We start from the raw sequence: 17254 nt of genomic DNA, 5'->3' as shown, positions 1-17254 counted from the left end.
TTACGCCTCTTCTTCAACTTTTGCCAGGGACCTGTTTATGGATTTCCCCATAGGCGTTTGAGGAGCATAGGTGCCTCCAGCAAATGTTTTTTTGCATTTCGAACAAGACCAAATGCCAGTGCTAACCCGAGATACGGATTTTCTACCGCATTGTGGACATTCATGCGCGGAATGCATGATATCCTCAATATCTGCTACCATTTTCCTAACTTTTCGCCCATATCGAGGCCCAAAACGCCCTGCAGATCTAGTCTTTTTTCCCTTCTTCCCGGCTCTGGTCATCAACTATCTCCAAGTATTTCTCCCTTATATCTTTTGCCTTTTTATACACAAGATCTGTAATATGAAAGATCTGATCAAATGTTAGAGGTCCCATTCCGCTTTTTTGTATTCCAGCTAAGGAGCCGTCCTTGCCTGTTATGATCGTGATCAGAGTGGATGCGATTAATTCTTCATCCAAACTCGGGTCGAGTATGATTTCCCCATCTATATCCGCAGCTGTGATAGCGACTGGAAGATCATTTATTGGTAACGGAACATCTTCCTCACCTAACCCGTACCTCACATTTGGAAGTTTTGTATTTAACAAAGCAGCAATGGCACCCAATGCTGATGCATCCATAAGATTTCCATCATGGTCAAGCACGTAGACATCAATGAAGACCGTCCAAATATCCTCGCCCTCAGTAATGCACAGCTTTGTCAAATCTATCGCCCCTGATTCTCTCACACCACGATCCACAACTCTTGCTAATTCCGTAGCGTTCTCATCCGGAGGACCTGGCTCGAAGGAGGGCGATGCGATCGGAGCGAACTCAGCATTCGTGATGATTGCACCTTGATCGGGTGTATCCGGGAAAGGTTTGCCAGGCTGTATCTTTACGCCCACGACGACCTGGGTATTCCCTATTTTGACTTTTGCTGAGCCTTCTGCATTATCTATAATCCTAGTCTCAACCCCTATTTGGCGATATTCGTCAAAGGCTCTCCCATCCACTCGCTTGCCCTTCTTGGCAAGATTGTAAATATAATCCCTCTTAATCTCTGCAATGATATCATCAGACATTATTAACACCTTCGTATTTTGAGATCAGTGCACTTCGCTGCACTTCATATATCTCTTTGCAGCCTTTTTTAGCCAGCTCAATTGCCCTTGTAAATTCTTCTTTGGTCAAGTGACCATCCATTTGCAATAGAGTGACCTTACCGTCCTGTGTCATCGCAATCGGCATATCTGCTTCCCCATAATTGTCCTCTGCACCTGTCAAATCTAGAACGATCTCTCCGTCCACTTTCCCGACAGCGCATGAAGATACGATACCTCGCATGGGAATGCCCGCATCTGCCAATGCAACTGATGAGGCATTGATTCCAGCTGTCCGCGTACCTGCATCCGCTTGCAGTATTTCCACAAAGATGTCTATGACTGACCTAGGGAAATATTCTTTTAGGATTACAGGTGCTAGGGCTTCTCTGCTCACCTTAGATATTTCTATCGACCTTCTGTCTGGTCCAGGCCTTTTCCTCTCTTTCACAGAGAAAGATGCCATATCGTATCGATAGCGAAGGATCACCTGAGTGGCTTCCTGAAGATGGCGTGGATGAACTGCCCTAGGTCCATATACTGCGGCAATTACCTTATTTCCGCCAAGTTCCATATAACAAGAGCCATCCGCTCGCTTTAGAACGCCTACCTCCATCCTGATAGGCCTAAGCTCGTCTACCTTTCTTCCATCGAGCCTTTTTCCGTTTTCTATAAGTTTGTTGGGCTTATCACTCATACTCTATTTCTCCCTTCCTTCCTTTCTCTTTTCGCTGTTTTTATCATATCCCTAACTATATCTGTTAGTCCAGCCGTATGCGATTCTCGCTCTATTTTTAACAAAGTCTGGATAGCTAGATCCATATCATCCTCTTTACCATTGACCCAAATACGACCGTTTTGACCGATAAATATGTTACAATCCAGCTCCTTTTTCAGCAAATTAATCATGGAGCCCCCTCGCCCTATCACCCGAGGTATCCGGGTATGAGAGATCTGGATTATCCTACCACTTCGTAGTGGATTGAACGTTTCCACCGTGAGGTCTACCCTCATGGTAGCATCTACATCTTTTACCTTTGCAATGAACAAATCACCTATATCAAGATGCTGACCCATATCAAACGGATATATGCGATCCGGATGCTCTGATATGTGCAGAAGCGCTTCATAAGGCGAATTGATGTCGACGACCCAGTTTGAAAAGCTGATGTCAACCACTTTTCCGATCACATTATCGCCAGTATGTGGCATATACTTTCCAGATAGGGGAATAACCCTGAGCTCTTTTTGATCTAAGATTCCATATACCGATGCATGTACCTCTCCACCTGCAACATATGTGCCCTCCCCTGCCCGCTTGACATCATCAGAAAGTAAGTCACCGGGAATAACCAGTTTCATGCTTGCCTCATCAATTTGGTCTCGGCATTACCCTTTGTGAGATTGTTCACCAAGTCGTAGAACTCACCCTGTATGCCGGCGGGAATTTTTATTATAGCTACCCACGACCCGTCACTTTGCCATTCTTCCTTCACCAATTGTCCAAAGCCCTGGACTGCACCATAGGATTTGCCAGCATATTCAGCAGGAATCTTGACCGCTATATTCACCTCATCGAAACGAATGGGTATTATCGGCCTGATTTTTTTCATAACCTCGTTGACCATTTCATCGTCGCTCTTGAAGGGATCGATATGGATGCCTGCCTCCTCCATAGCTTTTTCTATTCTGGAGGGGGGATGCGGAGCGCGCGTTTGCGGGTTAAATGCGTTCCTCGTTATTATATCTATCACCCGCTTGCGTTTATTTTCTTGCATCCTTCTCCTTTGCTCAGATGTGAGCTGGATCTCCCCATGAGATATTATCTCCTTGGAGATCGCGTACACCTCGGTCGTCCCGAAGACTGTCATAAGCTTATCATCTGCAACTCGATCCCCAGCTGATGCATCCTCAAATATATCTTCTACAGCCAATATTTTCTCGATATTCACGTCTTCGCCTCTTTTCAACGCCAATGCTGCCTCTGGATCGACTAAAATTTCGAAATGTAATCCATGAGTTTTATATCTAGCAACTACGGCTTCATCAAGGGTGACCATTAAAACCGCCTATTTTTTAGAAACGTGACGGTCGAGAATTTGCTGGACGTAAACCTTAACCTCTTCTGGCGCCAATTTTTTGAACAGCCTAATCTCGGATTCGATGATACCGACTTCTACCGTCTGCGCATCGATTTTTCCTTCTGTCGCCTTGTATAAGGCTTCAAGCCCTAGTAGTATGGCCTCATCAAGGTCAAGATCGTCCTTATATTGCTCCTCGAAAACCTCTATGGCAGTGTTCCTCCCATCCCCTATACCAGTCGCCTTGTACTCCAGTAATGTGCCAGATGGATCCGTCTCGAAAAGGGAGATGGAATCGCCATTGATGCCCGCTATGAGCATTGCGGTTCCATATGGTCTGACGCCACCAAACTGAGTGTAAGATTGCATATGGTCACAAATCTTCTTGGCCAGAGTCTCCACACCAATGGACTCATTATAAACCACCCGGTTTATCTGAGCCTCTACACGCCCTCTGTCGATCAGTATCCTGGCGTCTGCCACCAGACCAGATGCAGCCGCACCTATGTGATCATCTATCTGAAATATCTTCTCTACAGATGGCGGCTCAAGCAGCCTGCTGGTAATTCTTTTATCCACTAGGAGGACAACTCCGTCTTTTGCCTTTATACCGACCGCAGTTGTTCCTCTTTTCACAGCTTCCCTTGCATATTCCACTTGGAACAATCGCCCATCCGGACTGAAAACCGTTATAGCCCTATCATAAGCCATTTGTACTGGCCCCATCATAATGCATCACCTTTCATAAATACCTACCATCATACATCAACTTTCCATAAATAGTTTTACCACATATTAGATCAATTTATGGTGTCTTTAGAATGGTCCACTTGTCGCATAAACTTTTCTGTTACGCTTTTCACTGTTCCTGAGGTTCCTAGGACGCGAATTCCCACTCTTGTCCCATGAACACGATTGATTGTCGCAAGTGCTGCCCTTACCATGGCAGTCCTATCATGAGCACATCTCAGGATGCCTCTCCTCCCATCAAAGTCGAGCACCCATAAGTTGCATGAGTTGGAGCCAACGTCTCCCAGAAGCGACGATGTGGAGGACCATAGTTCATTGATCAGCTCACTACGATCTATTTTTCCAGCTGACAGAACCTCGAACGCTATATACCTTTTTCTTTCACGCATTGAGGAGGGCACGTTTTTCATAATAACTCCACGCCATTCATCACATATCCCGGCAGCTTTTTTTTACGATTGCGCGTGATGATGTTCCAGGGCGTCTGGCTGAGCGCCCAAACTGCCTCACTCTCGCTCATACCGAACAAACCAGCCAAGGCAATTAACTCCCTCGGAGCCCTTAGGTCGTATTGGGACCTGGCACCACTGCTTAGGGTCATTGAAACGTCGAATTTTCTTGCAAGCTTCAGATTTCTTTGAAAAGCAGAAAGTGCCCTTACCCTAGGGATGCCTCTTGTGTATAGGATCTCATCAAGATTGAACTCAATGGCAACTTCGTTCTCAGCAGCAAATTCAGCTAGTATATGGTTGAAATGATGGGAAGGATGTGCAAGGATGTCTACCTCTGAGTTTTCAACAGCAGCCCTATTGATCTTTGGATCGCCACCATGAACGAGCAAAACATCCACCTTGGGGCGATAAATCTCAATCTGTTTCCTTAGCCCTGAGATTGTATCAGCCACGATTTCAATACCACTAATGACCCCCTCGCCAGTGACTTCACCCCCCAAATTCGAATGATTTGTGATGGCAATGGCGGTATAACCATATCTTTTCGCCACTGAAACCAACCGTTCAGGTGGGTCCTCAGGAGAAGAATGCACATTGAGATCATAATAATTGGGCATCTAATAACCCCTCCATGAACCTAATCGCATTTTCCCTACGAGCCGGATAGGAAATAATTTTCATTTTAGCAACAACTGCATCATCAGTTTGAGCTAGCTTGACATCACCCCTATATGCCGCCTGCTTATCAAATCTGATATAAAAATTGCAGTCATCATCAATGTGTCGTTTTAGTTCATCCTTCAACTGTAACAGTTCAGCTTTGGGTAAGTTTCTCAAAACAGCAAGAAACAACTGATGATATTCTGGATCTAAATTCGCCTCCAAGACCGTAATTGGGTTCCCAAAGTGACCTTTCGTCATTGTGGTCTTAATTTCGCAGCCCTCTGATAAGAATAATGTTAGAGAGGATTTCACGCGGGATATGTCTTCTGTGGCATGTGCAAACGTTCTGAGTAGTATATTACGAATCATTTATCTATTTATTTACATCTATTCTTTTTACCAGCAGAGGTCTTGCCCCTGAAGGCGCGCCCTTTGTGAGATGGATTGCAAATCCAACTCAACTCTGGATCACTCTGGATGGACGGATGGCTGCGATCCATAAGTATCACCTCATACCACTTGCTTTTGCCGTCCTCGCCGACCCAGTATGAATTCAACACCTCCAAATTGGGATGTTTGCGTGACGCACGCTCTTCTGCAATTCTCTGAAGGGATTTAGCCGGCGTGATGCTATGTACACCCATGTGCGCACTTCTCCTTCCACCAGTGAAGCGAGATATGCGCCTTCCACCTCTGCGGACTTTGGCCCTTACCAAGATTATGCCCTGCTTGGCTTTGTATCCCAGCTCTCTGGCTCGGTCTAACCTAGTAGGATGCTCAATTCGTTGTATGGTGGGCTCTCTGCGCCATTCTTGTAGCCGATGCCACATCAATTCGTCCACATACGTCTTTTTTGGCCTTTTGTGGGCATCTCTTATGTATGAATAAAATGATCTTGTCATAGGTCTTGCAATGTGCCTCCGATGTTAATAAACTTTTCTCGTTAGATTAGATGTGCCTGGCCAGCTCACGAGCCACATCCGTTGCTGAAATAACGCCGATTGGAATGTTTTTGGTCACGTATGCGCTTCTGGCAGACATCACGAATGCCCTATGGATTTGGTGGGAATGCATGAAAGCCGCCGCATCTTTAAGGCTCATATCCGGGTCCACGGCAAGCGTTTGAGGCGACATGATACTCTCAGCAACTACGTCGGTTTTCCCCTCTGCATAGCACTTTACCAGATCCATATCAGTAACCACCCCCCAGGTCTCTCCCGTGCTGTCGACCGCAACGACGCCAGAAATGTCGTTTTTTATCAGAACTGCCGCAATCTCCTTGACAGACGTATCCAAATGGATCGTAACTACACCTTTAGTCATAACATCTCGTACTTTCTTCATTTTCCATTCCCCACATTTATTTAGCAGAAACTATCTTAATGATGTCACCATCTTCCAAAACGTGTTTTTCGCTGAGCCTGCGCTTCGTCCTCGCATCTATAGCATACAAGAAGCTTTTACCCAGGTCGGTGTGGACTTGATATGCCATATCATGTGCAGTCTGCCCTTTCTTCATCAAGAATGCGTCCGGCAATACTCTCCCATCCTTATCCGAGAACTTGTTCTCGTCCTCCACCGGGTAAGCTACTATCATGTCCAGCAGTTTGAAGACAGCACGGTTCACACATTCTTGGATGCCTGTGCTACCATATCGCTTTAGCAAAGATTTTAGGAGGTCCAGGCATTCTTTTTGAGCCTGAGATAGCTCACCCGTGATCTCAAAATCGGAGTCACCAGGAAGGTAGCTGAGCAATCCGCTCTTTTCACCCATTCTGAGCACCAGTTCAGCTTCGGATGAAGTGGGAACTACCATATAGTCTTTCAGTGAAAGAAGTTTTTGGATGTTTTCTTTTGGAGCGATATCGATCTTGTTTGCTGCGATTATCATCGGTTTAGTCGTCTTTCTGATCTCGTCTGCTATGCGCATTAGGTCTTCATCAGACCATGATGCCGGCTTGTCGCCCAAAGATGCATTATGCAATGCCTCTTTTATCCTTGTTTCATCCGCACCGGCGCCCATCAGTTGCTCTGCGAAAACCTGCTCAATCCTAGTGGACTGAATTTTTCGAACCAATCGACTCCAGTTGCGCTTGAGGATGCCAAAAAGCCACAGCGTCATTTCCCGCTCCAAGAAACGTACATCTTCAAGGGGATCCCGGGTTCCTATCTCCACAGGATTGCCCTCCGCATCCGTTCCCCCCGAGGAGTCAACCACATGTATGACCGCCTGGGCCTGACGCAACTGATCCAAGAATTCGTTTCCCAGACCTTTTCCCAGATGGGCGTCTGGAACCAGACCTGCAACGTCTATGAATTCAATAGGGATGAACCGATTTCCACCTATGCAATTGTTGCAAGGAACGCCAAGTTCCTTACATGGACATTTCGTTCGTACATGGGAAATCCCATGGTTGGCATCGATTGTGGTGAAGGGATATGACGCTATTGCCACATCCACCATCGTTGATGCCTTGAAATAAGTCGATTTGCCTGTATTTGGCTTCCCTGCAATTGCGATGCTCAACATCCAGTTACAATAGGATGTGAACTTAATTAAGAGTTGCGAACTAAAAGGGGGTTAAAATCCTAGAACTTTTGATTAAGATAAATAGATAAATAAAAAAATTGTAGAAGGGATTGCTACCTTCGTTTTAGCCTCCCTTCGTTTTAGCTTAATATTCTCTTCGTCTAATCAAATATGCAACCGCTAGGAGTCCAACGATTGCGAAGGCTGCCTCAAATCCCGGTATACCAGGCGTTGGCGTGGGTGTTGGAGCTGGGGCTAGCGTTGGTCTGACTGTAGGTGCTGGTGTTGGTTTTGGTGTAGGCGCTGGTGTGGGTGCTGGTGTAGGTGCTGGTGTTGGTTTCGGTGTTGGCGCAGGTGTGGGTGCAGGTGTGGGTGCTGGTGTGGGTGCTGGTGTGGGTGCTGGTGCTGCTGTTGGTGTTGCTGTTGGTGTTGCTGTTGGTGTTGCTGTTGGCGCTGGTGTTGCTGTTGGTGTTGCCGTCGGTGTAGGTGACGGTACGTACCCGCCGCCACCTGTTCCAGGAGTTACGGGCGTAGGCGTGGGTGTAGGTGTGGGCGTGGGTGTAGGCGTAGGCGCCACCCCAACCGATACAGATTTAGTTGCGGTTAGATACCCTGATTTTGTCGCAATTATCTCCAATGTGCCTGTCAGAAGCGGTTTAAATATCGCTTGACCGCTTGCATCCGTCGATGCATATATTGGCGTTCCACCATTCAGGATAAACTGTACGAATACGCCTGAGACAGGACTGCCTGACGCTGTAACGGTTACCGTTAAGGCTAGGTCTTGAACCGCTGGATCAGGAGAGACTGAAATAGCAAGCTGATCTACAGCAGATGCGGGTGCGATTAATGAAGATGCCAATACGAGAATTGCTAAAACAATTCCCCATTCAACTCTTTTTTTCATGGTTAGTTCATCTCCCCACAAATCAAAAGAGTCATGTGACCGTCGCAGTCACAGGCCCTGCATGGTCTATTATGCTTGCTAGGTTTGCTGGATAGTCACCTATCGCATATGCTCCTGCATAGAGGGTATAACTACCCACTGTTGCCTGAGACGGGATATGCACGAGTACAGGCATATTCGTTACAGACTGACTTGCAGTTAAATAGACCGTTCCTATACCAGCTATACCTTCTCCGCCGGATTCAATTCCACTGACAACAACGACATACCACCCAGTAACAGTTGAACTCATGTTTATGCGCGCAGTGAAGTTCTGTCCCTTGCTGGCGGTTGAATCGTCGATCGAGACTGACGTGATGGTCACAGGCAACGCCTGAACCGTCAATGAAATGCTAACCGATGTGTTGGTGTTAGCGTTCGTACTGCTGTCTGTCGCAGTAACAGCCAAGTTGTAGGTCCCAGGTGCTGTCGTTGGCGCTGCGGTCGTGGTTACGCTGTAAACGTCTGTAGTGCCAACCTTCGTCATCGCTGTCGTAGCAGAGCCCCCTATTGCAGAGAGGTTCACTGTAACGCTTGCGATGCCAGTACCATCCGTTACCGTTACGCTCAACTGAGATGTTGCAATCCCGTTTGCGTATATGGTGGATGGCGTCGCAGTTGGGTTGGTAACTATGGGTGCAAATGTGTCTGGTACGGCTGTAACAGTCAATGAAATGCTACTGGTTGCCGTATTCGGAGTGGTATTAGTGTCAGTCGCAGTGACTGTTAAGCTTTTGGTTCCTAAGGCTGTCGATGTCGATGCAGTCGTGGTTACGCTGTAAACGTCTGTAGTGCCAACCTTCGTCATCGCTGTCGTAGCAGAGCCCCCTATTGTAGAGAGGTCCACTGTAACGCTTGCGATGCCGACATTATCCGTTACCGTTGCGTTCAACACAGATGTCGTAGCTCCATCCGCAGGTATTGAAGATGGGGTTGCTGTTGGGCTTGTTATCACAGGTGCTGTTGTGTCTGGTGCTGCCTGAAGTGTCATGGCAGGCATAACATCAAAGCCTGCACCTGTTGTAGTCACGGAAACCGGTCCAGCGGTGTAGCCATCTCCATTGTCTGTTACTTTCGCGTAGATCACATCGCCGGGAGCCCATACATGGTTTGGAATGGACTCCGAATCGCACATATACATGTTATTTGTACCAGATGCGCCGGTTGGACCTATGGTGTCGGATACATAATTGGCTTCATCTCCCAGATAGTAGATGATGACCGTGTGTCCGTTTGCTGGCGTGCTGTCTGCGGCATCGTTGACCGTTCCAGAAATCCAGTGGGCTGCTTGAGCCCCGCTCATCAGTGCCAAGAAAGCCACTGTTAAGACAAATACAAGACATATTTTCTGTTTCATCTTTTTCTCCCTTCTCACTTCCTATTCAGTATTTTTTTCTAATTCAATTATTAATTTTTTCTTTTTGACTCAAGTAGGCATCCATGTCGTATTTCCTGTAACCGATACTTCGTAGCCTGCGCCTGTTGTGATGTTGAAGTTCGTACCCATGCCTCCAAATAGTGAAATCCAACCTTCTGATTTCTGGGTAACAGGGTTCCATCGGTTGACTGCATCGCAGTTGGATCCTATTGAACTCATCAGTTGAGAGGCATTGGATTTGGTTGTGAAGTAGGGAAGTCCGACCCAATTCTTGCCAGTGCTGCCAGGTTTTTTGACGAGATTGATGCTTTGTGTGGTGGGTATGGTTCCTAAGACTGAGAAAGTCGTGTTTGCTGTGACCGATACTTCGTAGCCTTCGCCAGGCACTATTGCAAAGTTAGTGCCCATGCCTCCAAATAGTGAAATCCAGCCTTCTGATTTCTGGGTAACAGGGTTCCATCGGTTGACTGCATCGCAGTTGGATCCTATTGCAGACATTAATTGGGATGCTGTTGTAATGTTCGTTTCAAGAGGTATGCTGATCCAGTTCTTGCCTGTGCTTCCAGGCTTTTTGACGAGGTTGTACTGGATTTGAATGGCACTTGTGACCTCCAGAGAAATGCTAACGGATGTGTTGGAATTGCCGTAGATGTCTGTGGCATTTACCGGAAGACTAAAAGTACCTTCCACACTTGAGTTGGTTGTACAATTATAAATGGAGGCCGTAGCGTTAATGACTTCCTTGAGGCTCATCATGTGATTACTCAGACCACCAATTTGAGAGAGGTTTACTGTAACCGTATCAATGTCATAAGAGGTTTTGTACACTTTGACGCTCAGTTCCGTAACGCCTGTATTGATGCTTATTTGCGATGGGCTTGCCTGGGGCTCTGCCACGATGGGTGGCGGTACCCAAATTTCGAGTGTCATGGTAGGCTCAGTATCGAAGCCTGCACCTGTGGTAGTCACAGAAACTGGCCCAGCAGTGTAGCCGTCGCCGGTGTCAATTACCTTGGCGTAGATTACATCGCCGGGAGCCCATACGTGACCTGGAATGGACTCAGCATCACACATATACATGTTACTCGTACCAGACATACCAGCGGGACCTATGGTGTCGGATACGTTATGGGCTTGGTCTCCCAGATAGTAGATGATGACCTTGTGTCCGTTTGCTGGCGTGCTGTCTGCGGCATCGTTGACCGTTCCAGAAATCCAGTGGGCTGCTTGCGCTCCGCTCATCAGTGCCAGGAAAGCCACTGTTAAGACCGAAATAAAAATAAGTTTATTCGCTCTCATCTTTTTTTTGATACCTCCCTTTCCCTATTTTTATGTGCGTATTACATATATATACTTTTATCCACCTAATAGCCCATGATTCCCACAACAGTAAACGTTGTGTTGGCGTTGACAGATACCTCGTAGCCTTCATAGGGTGTAACAGCAAAATTCGTGCCCATGCCGCCCATCAGTGAGATCCAGCCTTCTGGTTTCTGGGTAACAGGGTTCCATCGGTTTATGGAGTCACATGTGGGCCCTATTGCCTTCATTAAGGAGGATGCATTTGTAATGGCAGGATTTTCAGGCATCGATATCCAATTCTTACCTGTGCCGCCGGGCTTTTTGACGAGGTTAACGTCATATTTTGCAATGGTTTCGGACCCAATAATTCCCTTGGCTCTGACCTTATAATACCTATGGGAATAAGCATCCGCATCGTTATCTGTCCAAGAATATCCATAACCTGTAGCTATGGGAGTAACTAGGCTGACTCCAGATGTGTTTGATGCATAGATGTCAAAATTGCCCAAAAGGGATTCAACCCAGGTTAATGTGACCGTATTATCCGCATTTAACACCACTGTCAATCCAATGGGTGCAACTGAAGGCACTACGCTGACGTTAACGGTGTCAGTGTCATTGTTGCCTGCTGCGTCAGATACGGTGAGGGTTGCCGTGTAGGTGCCAAAGGTTGGGTAAAGATGGGTTACTATAGCGCCTGTAGCATCCTCCTGAATGCCGTTGCTGGCATCGAAGTCCCAGGAGTAGTTTACTATAGCGACGTTATCGGTGGATGATGATCCATTGAATTCAGCAAAAGTGCCGTTTAATACAATTTGGTTGGGACCCGCATTGGCTGTCGGTGGCGTTACATCCTTTACTGTGACCGTTAGAGTGTCATTGCTCGCTCCGGCGTTTATGGTGAGGGTTACGGTGTAAACGCCTGGTTGAGCGTAGATATGGCTCACGTTAACTCCTGTGGCATCTGATTGGATGCCGTCGCTTGCATCGAAATCCCAAGAGTAGTTTAACGCACCTGAAGAGCCTGAGCCGTTGAAATAGACTACGATGTCCTCGTTAACCGTCTGGTCAGGACCTGCATCTGCTATTATTGCCGCGACGGTGATGTTGACTATGTCAGTGTCATTGTTGCCTGCTGCGTCAGATACGGTAAGGGTTGCCGTGTAGGTGCCAAAAGCGGGATAAAGATGGGTCACAACAGCACCTGTAGCGTCCTCTTGAATGCCATCGCTGGCATCGAAGTCCCAGGAGTAGTTTACTATAGCGACATTGTCGGTGGATAACGTTCCATTGAATTGCACAAGAGTGCCGTTTAGAACGTTCTGATCTGGACCTGCGTTGGCTGTTGGGGGCGTGATGTCATTCACTGTGACGACAAGGGTGTCATTGCTCGCTCCGGCGTTTATGGTGAGGGTTACGGTGTAAACGCCTGGTTGAGCGTAGATATGGCTCACGTTAACTCCTGTGGCATCTGATTGGATGCCGTCGCTTACATCGAAATCCCAGGAGTGGTTTAACGCACCTGAAGAGTTGGAACCGTTGAAATAGACCACCGTGTCTTCATCAACCGTCTGGTCAGGACCTGCATCTGCTCTGACCTCCGTGACAGTTATATTGACCGTGTCCGTGTCATTGTTGCCTGCTGCGTCAGATACGGTAAGGGTTGCCGTGTAGGTGCCAAAAGCGGGATAAAGATAGGTCACAACAGCACCTGTAGCATCCTCCTGGATGCCGTTACTGGCATCGAAGTCCCAAGAGTAGTTTACTATGGCGACGTTATCGGTGGATAAGGTGCCGTTAAATGTCACTGTTGTACCGTTTAAAACGGTCTGATCCGAACCTGCATTGGCTGTTGGGGACGTGATGTCGTTTACGGTGACTATTAGGGTGTCATTGCTCGCTCCGGCGTTTATGGTGAGGGTTACTGTATATACACCGGGATCGGCATAGACATGGCTCACGTTAACTCCTGTAGCATCCTCCTGGATTCCATCGCTGGCATCGAAGTCCCAGGAGTAATTGACTGCCATAGTGGAGGCTGAGCCGTTGAAATATACTATAACATCTTCATCAACCATCTGGTCAGGACCTGCATTCGCCATTACAGAGGCTTGAAGGGTCATGTCAGGCTCAACATCGTATCCTGCACCTGTTGTAGTCACGGAAACCGGTCCAGCAGTATAGCCGTCTCCGTTGTCAATTACTTTCGCATAGATTACATCGCCTTCTTTCCATGTATGGCCTGGAATCGCTTGGGCATCAATCTGGTACTTGTTATTTAAAATATCAGGATTCTCAACCGTTGGACCTATGATGCCAGAATTATTACGGGCTTCGTCGCCCAGATAGTATATGATGACCGTATGCCCATCAGCAGGCTTGCCGTCTGCTGCATCGTTGACAGTACCAGCAATCCAGTGGGCTGCCTGGGCCCCGCTTGCCAGTGCCAGAAAAGCCACCATCAAAACCGAAATAAAAATGAACTTATTTTTCAGCATTTCCTCTCACCTCACCATTTTGTGATTATGCCTTCCCTACTTTATTTTATCCGATGTGCCAGCCCGTAAATGAAAATAAAAAGGGAGGAATGAATGCACCATCAGTGCATTCAATTCAAACAGGTGTCCAGGTCACATTGCCTGTGACCGATACCTCGTATCCCCTGCCCGTTACGATGGCAAAGTTAGTGCCCATGCCGCCCATCAGTGAGATCCAGCCTTCTGGTTTCTGAGTAACAGGGTTCCATCGGTTGACTGCATCGCAGTTGGATCCTATTGAACTCATCACCGTAGATGCAGACGTAAGCGTGGTGTCGTAGGGCAAACCGATCCAGTTCTTGCCCGTGCTTCCGGGTTTCTTGACGAGGTCAATCTGGCTGATGGTTGCAGGTGCACCTGTCACGCTGAAGGTCGTATTCGCAGTAACCGATACCTCGTAGCCTTCGCCAGGCACTATTGCAAAGTTAGTGCCCATGCCGCCCATCAGTGAGATCCAGCCTTCTGGTTTCTGGGTAACAGGATTCCATCGGTTGACTGCATCGCAGTTGGACCCTATTACAGACATCAGTTGGGATGCGGTTGTGATGTTTGTGGTGAGCGGTATGCTGATCCAGTTCTTGCCCGTGCTTCCGGGATTCTTGACGAGGTTGTACTGAATGGTTACCTCAGATGCCACCACGATACTCTGCGTATTGTCAACCACGCTCAAGCCAGTTGTTGCGTTTATTCCCGTAACGTTTACGTAATAGGTGCCATCTGGAACAACGGTTGCATTCGTGTAGGTCCCATCCCAAGTCTTAGCGGTCGGATTGGTTACGCTGGAGCTGTGATACAATTCCTTCACAAGGTTGTGGTTTGAATCCTCGATTTGTATCCAGGCTTCCACCACTTCCGAAAATGCCACATCTATATCAGTGGTCTGCGGCGGTGCAATGGTGCGATTAGATATGGTGTAGGAAGTGATCGTTGGTGCCGAATAGAGCGATGTGGTCACACTTATGGTTGCGTTCTCGCCTTCCAAAGCATTGTCATCATATGCCGAAACGTTGAATGTATATGTCGTGGCTGGCGATAATCCGGTTACGCTGTAGTAGGCGTTAGCAGTGGTTACAAGTAACAAACCGTCCTGATATACCCTGTATCCGACGAGGTCCGCTTCTGTGTTTGCTGTCCACCACAAATCAACCCCAGTGGAACTTGGCGTGCCATTCGTTAATCCCGTCACCATCGCTGGCGAAGTTATGTCATTCACCACGATCGTCCATGTAACCGTGTTCGATGTGCCATTTGCATTGGTAGCATTCACGGCAACGCTGTAGGTTCCGTTAACGCTCCAGCACGTTTCAAAGCTATCGTAATTCCAAATCTGATTTACCCCATCCCTGAACCAATTCCAAGTGGTAATAGCTTGATCGGCAGTTGCATTGAACCGTATTGCTTCCATTTCGTTAACCGTTATACTGAGTGAACTGCCTGTTACGTTGTTATAACCCACAATAATTGGTGCAGGGTAGGAAGCCGTCGTTATGGTAACACCAGCGCTCAATTCTCCTTCATTGTCGCTATCATCCCATGCGGAAACGTTAAAGTAGTAAGTTGTGCTGGCCTCCAAACCAGTTACATTATAATATGTATTTGTGGTATTGTCCAATAGTGCCCCATTCTTGTACACGCTATATTTTAAAAAGTCTGAGGCTGTACTTGCATCCCACGTAAGGTTAACGGTGGTAAGAGTGGGTGTGTCACTTGTCAATCCAGTTACCTTTGCCGGTGGCGTTATGTCCTCCACCATCCACTCCCAAGTCTGTGTATCAGACAACCCTGAGGTAACGTTCGTTGCAACCGCAGAAACTGACCAATAACCTTCGACAGCACTCCCATTCGTATAACTGGCGGCTGTAGAAGCAGGTACGCCTGCATCTGTTTCGACCACGGTTCCATTTATACTCCATGCCACTGTTGTCGGCTGATCAACGGTGACCGAGAACGTTCTTGTCGCAGCCTCGTAATCATTCGGTGTGGTATCGGTAGGTGAATAGGATGTTATGGTTGGTGGCGTCCCTATTACCACCGTAGCGGTTAAATTCAATTTGGTAATACCACCAATGGAAAAAGTCGCGGTTTGATCCGCTTTGCCTTCCGACCCGGAAGGAAGTTTTATGTAGAATTCTATCGTTTTTTCGTTATCATTTTCGTTATCAGTTGAAACACCTAATTTCTCACCAGCAGCCACGCCATATTTGCCTGCTTCGGTTACCGTTATGTTACCCTGACCAGGTGATCCTACGGCATCAACTATTCTTCCTGTAACCACTGTATTAACGGGTGCGGGTTCCCCATTCACAGTTACGTCTCCATAAAAACTAGCAGGTAGAAAGACGTCAACTCCCGATACTGATGGCACTGCCATCATAGTTAACATCGAAAGTATAAGCATTCCAATGACGCCGATCGAAGTCGACTTTCTTATTAAATCTCCCCTTATTTGCCTCATCTTTACGCCCCTTCAGGTATTGGACTTTACTATTTATTAAACTTCTTACTATATAATAAAGCTTTTTGGTTTAATAGACAAATGCAGTTCGTATCTCTAAAGTTTCTCGCCTTTGCGTCGATATAACATTAATGCAACCAAAGCTGATACAACCAAAATTATACCAAAGACTAGCATAATTTTCTCTGAATTTAAGTCAAAGGCATTCGATGGCTTCTCAGAGGATGGTCTCTCAGATATGAGCGATAGTCTTGGAGTAGAAACAGGAGCGGGAGTCGGTGTAGTTGTTGGCATTTGAGTGGGAGTTGATGTTGGTGTAGGAGCTGGTGTTGGTAGGGGTGTTGAAGTTGGTGCTGGTGTTGGTGCTGGTGTTGGGGTAGGCGTTGGTGTTGGAGTAGAAGTTGGTGTAGGGGTTGGAGTTGGCGCAGGAACCAGAGTGGACGATGGCGTTGGTGCAGGCGTGGTTGGACTTATCCCCCCGCTACCACTAGAGGGTGGACTTGAAGGGGTCTGTATGTTCGATTTCTTAACGCTAAGATCCAGACGGTTAACTCCTCCAATTTGCCATGTAGCTTTTTCCTCCGCCTCATCTCCGTCCACGTAGAACGAAATTATCTTGTTTTCGTCCGCTATATTTCCGGTCACACTTAATTTTTCCCCAGCTGATTCCCCATATTTACCTTCTTCTCTTACAGTCATATTTCCACAGGTTTTATTATCCATTTTCGCTGTGATCTCGGTCCCTATGGGCGCAGGCTTCCCATCGATGGTAACGTTGCCATAAAAACTACAGGGTAATACTGGTGCTTGTGCTTCTACCACGACAGTCGAAAATAGCATCAAAAAAGAGACGATCAAGATAGCATACAACAGCTGTTTTTTATTATAGCCCTTCATCCTCACATCCATCTTTTATTTTATTGTATTTTCCGCTTTACTTACTACCATATACAATATAAATTTTTGTTTTTCTTGCCATTCCCATCAACTACTGGTATTTATCAACAATGAAAAAATGAAATTAAAAGAAAATAAAAATAAAAAAAGATGTTAGGGAGATTGATTCTCCCTATCTT

General features: G+C 46.9%; 18 protein-coding genes. All 18 read right to left on the bottom strand.

Translation table 11 applies throughout. The features are described from left to right. Complete coding sequence (locus PHI74_05200) at nt 1-282, bottom strand: 50S ribosomal protein L37ae (GenBank protein MDD5485399.1); 282 nt, start codon at nt 280-282, stop codon at nt 1-3. Continuing rightward, on the bottom strand, nt 248-1066 hold the full coding sequence (gene rrp42 / locus PHI74_05195; protein MDD5485398.1) for an exosome complex protein Rrp42: 819 nt from the start codon (nt 1064-1066) through the stop codon (nt 248-250). The genes PHI74_05200 and rrp42 overlap by 35 nt, the downstream gene beginning before the upstream one ends. Next, a complete protein-coding gene (rrp41, locus tag PHI74_05190) occupies nt 1059-1781 on the bottom strand; it encodes an exosome complex exonuclease Rrp41 (GenBank protein ID MDD5485397.1) in 723 nt (240 codons plus the stop codon). Before rrp41 ends, rrp42 begins: the two co-directional genes overlap by 8 nt. Then, nucleotides 1778-2446, bottom strand: a complete 669-nt coding sequence (gene rrp4 / locus PHI74_05185) for an exosome complex RNA-binding protein Rrp4 (GenBank protein ID MDD5485396.1) — start codon at nt 2444-2446, stop codon at nt 1778-1780. Before rrp4 ends, rrp41 begins: the two co-directional genes overlap by 4 nt. After that, nucleotides 2443-3144, bottom strand: coding sequence for a ribosome assembly factor SBDS (locus PHI74_05180; GenBank protein MDD5485395.1), 702 nt, complete (start codon nt 3142-3144; stop codon nt 2443-2445). The genes rrp4 and PHI74_05180 overlap by 4 nt, the downstream gene beginning before the upstream one ends. A 9-nt stretch (nt 3145-3153) precedes the next feature. Continuing rightward, nucleotides 3154-3894, bottom strand: coding sequence for an archaeal proteasome endopeptidase complex subunit alpha (psmA, locus tag PHI74_05175; protein MDD5485394.1), 741 nt, complete (start codon nt 3892-3894; stop codon nt 3154-3156). A gap of 71 nt (nt 3895-3965) precedes the next feature. Next, the gene (locus PHI74_05170; GenBank protein MDD5485393.1) at nt 3966-4325 is read right to left on the bottom strand and encodes an Rpp14/Pop5 family protein; all 360 of its coding nucleotides are present in this window, start codon (nt 4323-4325) and stop codon (nt 3966-3968) included. After that, on the bottom strand, nt 4322-4984 hold the full coding sequence (locus PHI74_05165; protein MDD5485392.1) for an RNase P subunit p30 family protein: 663 nt from the start codon (nt 4982-4984) through the stop codon (nt 4322-4324). The genes PHI74_05170 and PHI74_05165 overlap by 4 nt, the downstream gene beginning before the upstream one ends. Further along, a complete protein-coding gene (locus PHI74_05160) occupies nt 4968-5399 on the bottom strand; it encodes an RNA-binding domain-containing protein (protein MDD5485391.1) in 432 nt (143 codons plus the stop codon). The genes PHI74_05165 and PHI74_05160 overlap by 17 nt, the downstream gene beginning before the upstream one ends. Nucleotides 5400-5407: 8 nt before the next feature. Then, complete coding sequence (locus PHI74_05155) at nt 5408-5932, bottom strand: 50S ribosomal protein L15e (GenBank protein MDD5485390.1); 525 nt, start codon at nt 5930-5932, stop codon at nt 5408-5410. 46 nt (nt 5933-5978) lie between these two features. Continuing rightward, a complete protein-coding gene (locus PHI74_05150; GenBank protein MDD5485389.1) occupies nt 5979-6374 on the bottom strand; it encodes a CBS domain-containing protein in 396 nt (131 codons plus the stop codon). A 16-nt stretch (nt 6375-6390) separates the two neighbouring features. Further along, entirely contained in the window at nt 6391-7560 is a 1170-nt protein-coding gene (locus tag PHI74_05145; protein MDD5485388.1) for a redox-regulated ATPase YchF, read from the bottom strand. A gap of 145 nt (nt 7561-7705) precedes the next feature. After that, a complete protein-coding gene (locus tag PHI74_05140; protein ID MDD5485387.1) occupies nt 7706-8467 on the bottom strand; it encodes a PGF-CTERM sorting domain-containing protein in 762 nt (253 codons plus the stop codon). A gap of 31 nt (nt 8468-8498) precedes the next feature. After that, nucleotides 8499-9863, bottom strand: coding sequence for a hypothetical protein (locus tag PHI74_05135; protein MDD5485386.1), 1365 nt, complete (start codon nt 9861-9863; stop codon nt 8499-8501). Between the two features lie 69 nt (nt 9864-9932). Then, nucleotides 9933-11183 (bottom strand): hypothetical protein, encoded by a 1251-nt coding sequence (locus PHI74_05130; protein ID MDD5485385.1) that lies wholly within the window; start codon nt 11181-11183, stop codon nt 9933-9935. Nucleotides 11184-11248: 65 nt separating this feature from the next. Beyond that, nucleotides 11249-13684 carry a PKD domain-containing protein gene (locus PHI74_05125; GenBank protein MDD5485384.1) on the bottom strand — a complete coding sequence of 812 codons (2436 nt, stop codon included), beginning with the start codon at nt 13682-13684 and terminating at the stop codon, nt 11249-11251. Between the two features lie 115 nt (nt 13685-13799). Continuing rightward, nucleotides 13800-16178 carry a fibronectin type III domain-containing protein gene (locus tag PHI74_05120; protein ID MDD5485383.1) on the bottom strand — a complete coding sequence of 793 codons (2379 nt, stop codon included), beginning with the start codon at nt 16176-16178 and terminating at the stop codon, nt 13800-13802. Between the two features lie 96 nt (nt 16179-16274). Next, entirely contained in the window at nt 16275-17075 is an 801-nt protein-coding gene (locus PHI74_05115; protein MDD5485382.1) for a hypothetical protein, read from the bottom strand. Between the last annotated feature and the right edge of the window lie 179 nt (nt 17076-17254).

Source organism: Methanocellales archaeon, assembly GCA_028715985.1.
GTDB lineage: Archaea > Halobacteriota > UBA148 > UBA148 > UBA148 > UBA148.
This window is presented reverse-complemented; position numbering and strand designations above follow the sequence as displayed.

Bases quoted from the DNA above. Each gene is read 5' to 3' on its own strand.
- PHI74_05200 (MDD5485399.1), bottom strand. From the start codon at position 282: ATGACCAGAGCCGGGAAGAAGGGAAAAAAGACTAGATCTGCAGGGCGT.
- rrp42 (MDD5485398.1), bottom strand. From the start codon at position 1,066: ATGTCTGATGATATCATTGCAGAGATTAAGAGGGATTATATTTACAAT.
- rrp41 (MDD5485397.1), bottom strand. From the start codon at position 1,781: ATGAGTGATAAGCCCAACAAACTTATAGAAAACGGAAAAAGGCTCGAT.
- rrp4 (MDD5485396.1), bottom strand. From the start codon at position 2,446: ATGAAACTGGTTATTCCCGGTGACTTACTTTCTGATGATGTCAAGCGG.
- PHI74_05180 (MDD5485395.1), bottom strand. From the start codon at position 3,144: ATGGTCACCCTTGATGAAGCCGTAGTTGCTAGATATAAAACTCATGGA.
- psmA (MDD5485394.1), bottom strand. From the start codon at position 3,894: ATGATGGGGCCAGTACAAATGGCTTATGATAGGGCTATAACGGTTTTC.
- PHI74_05170 (MDD5485393.1), bottom strand. From the start codon at position 4,325: ATGAAAAACGTGCCCTCCTCAATGCGTGAAAGAAAAAGGTATATAGCG.
- PHI74_05165 (MDD5485392.1), bottom strand. From the start codon at position 4,984: ATGCCCAATTATTATGATCTCAATGTGCATTCTTCTCCTGAGGACCCA.
- PHI74_05160 (MDD5485391.1), bottom strand. From the start codon at position 5,399: ATGATTCGTAATATACTACTCAGAACGTTTGCACATGCCACAGAAGAC.
- PHI74_05155 (MDD5485390.1), bottom strand. From the start codon at position 5,932: ATGACAAGATCATTTTATTCATACATAAGAGATGCCCACAAAAGGCCA.
- PHI74_05150 (MDD5485389.1), bottom strand. From the start codon at position 6,374: ATGAAGAAAGTACGAGATGTTATGACTAAAGGTGTAGTTACGATCCAT.
- PHI74_05145 (MDD5485388.1), bottom strand. From the start codon at position 7,560: ATGTTGAGCATCGCAATTGCAGGGAAGCCAAATACAGGCAAATCGACT.
- PHI74_05140 (MDD5485387.1), bottom strand. From the start codon at position 8,467: ATGAAAAAAAGAGTTGAATGGGGAATTGTTTTAGCAATTCTCGTATTG.
- PHI74_05135 (MDD5485386.1), bottom strand. From the start codon at position 9,863: ATGAAACAGAAAATATGTCTTGTATTTGTCTTAACAGTGGCTTTCTTG.
- PHI74_05130 (MDD5485385.1), bottom strand. From the start codon at position 11,183: ATGAGAGCGAATAAACTTATTTTTATTTCGGTCTTAACAGTGGCTTTC.
- PHI74_05125 (MDD5485384.1), bottom strand. From the start codon at position 13,684: ATGCTGAAAAATAAGTTCATTTTTATTTCGGTTTTGATGGTGGCTTTT.
- PHI74_05120 (MDD5485383.1), bottom strand. From the start codon at position 16,178: ATGAGGCAAATAAGGGGAGATTTAATAAGAAAGTCGACTTCGATCGGC.
- PHI74_05115 (MDD5485382.1), bottom strand. From the start codon at position 17,075: ATGAAGGGCTATAATAAAAAACAGCTGTTGTATGCTATCTTGATCGTC.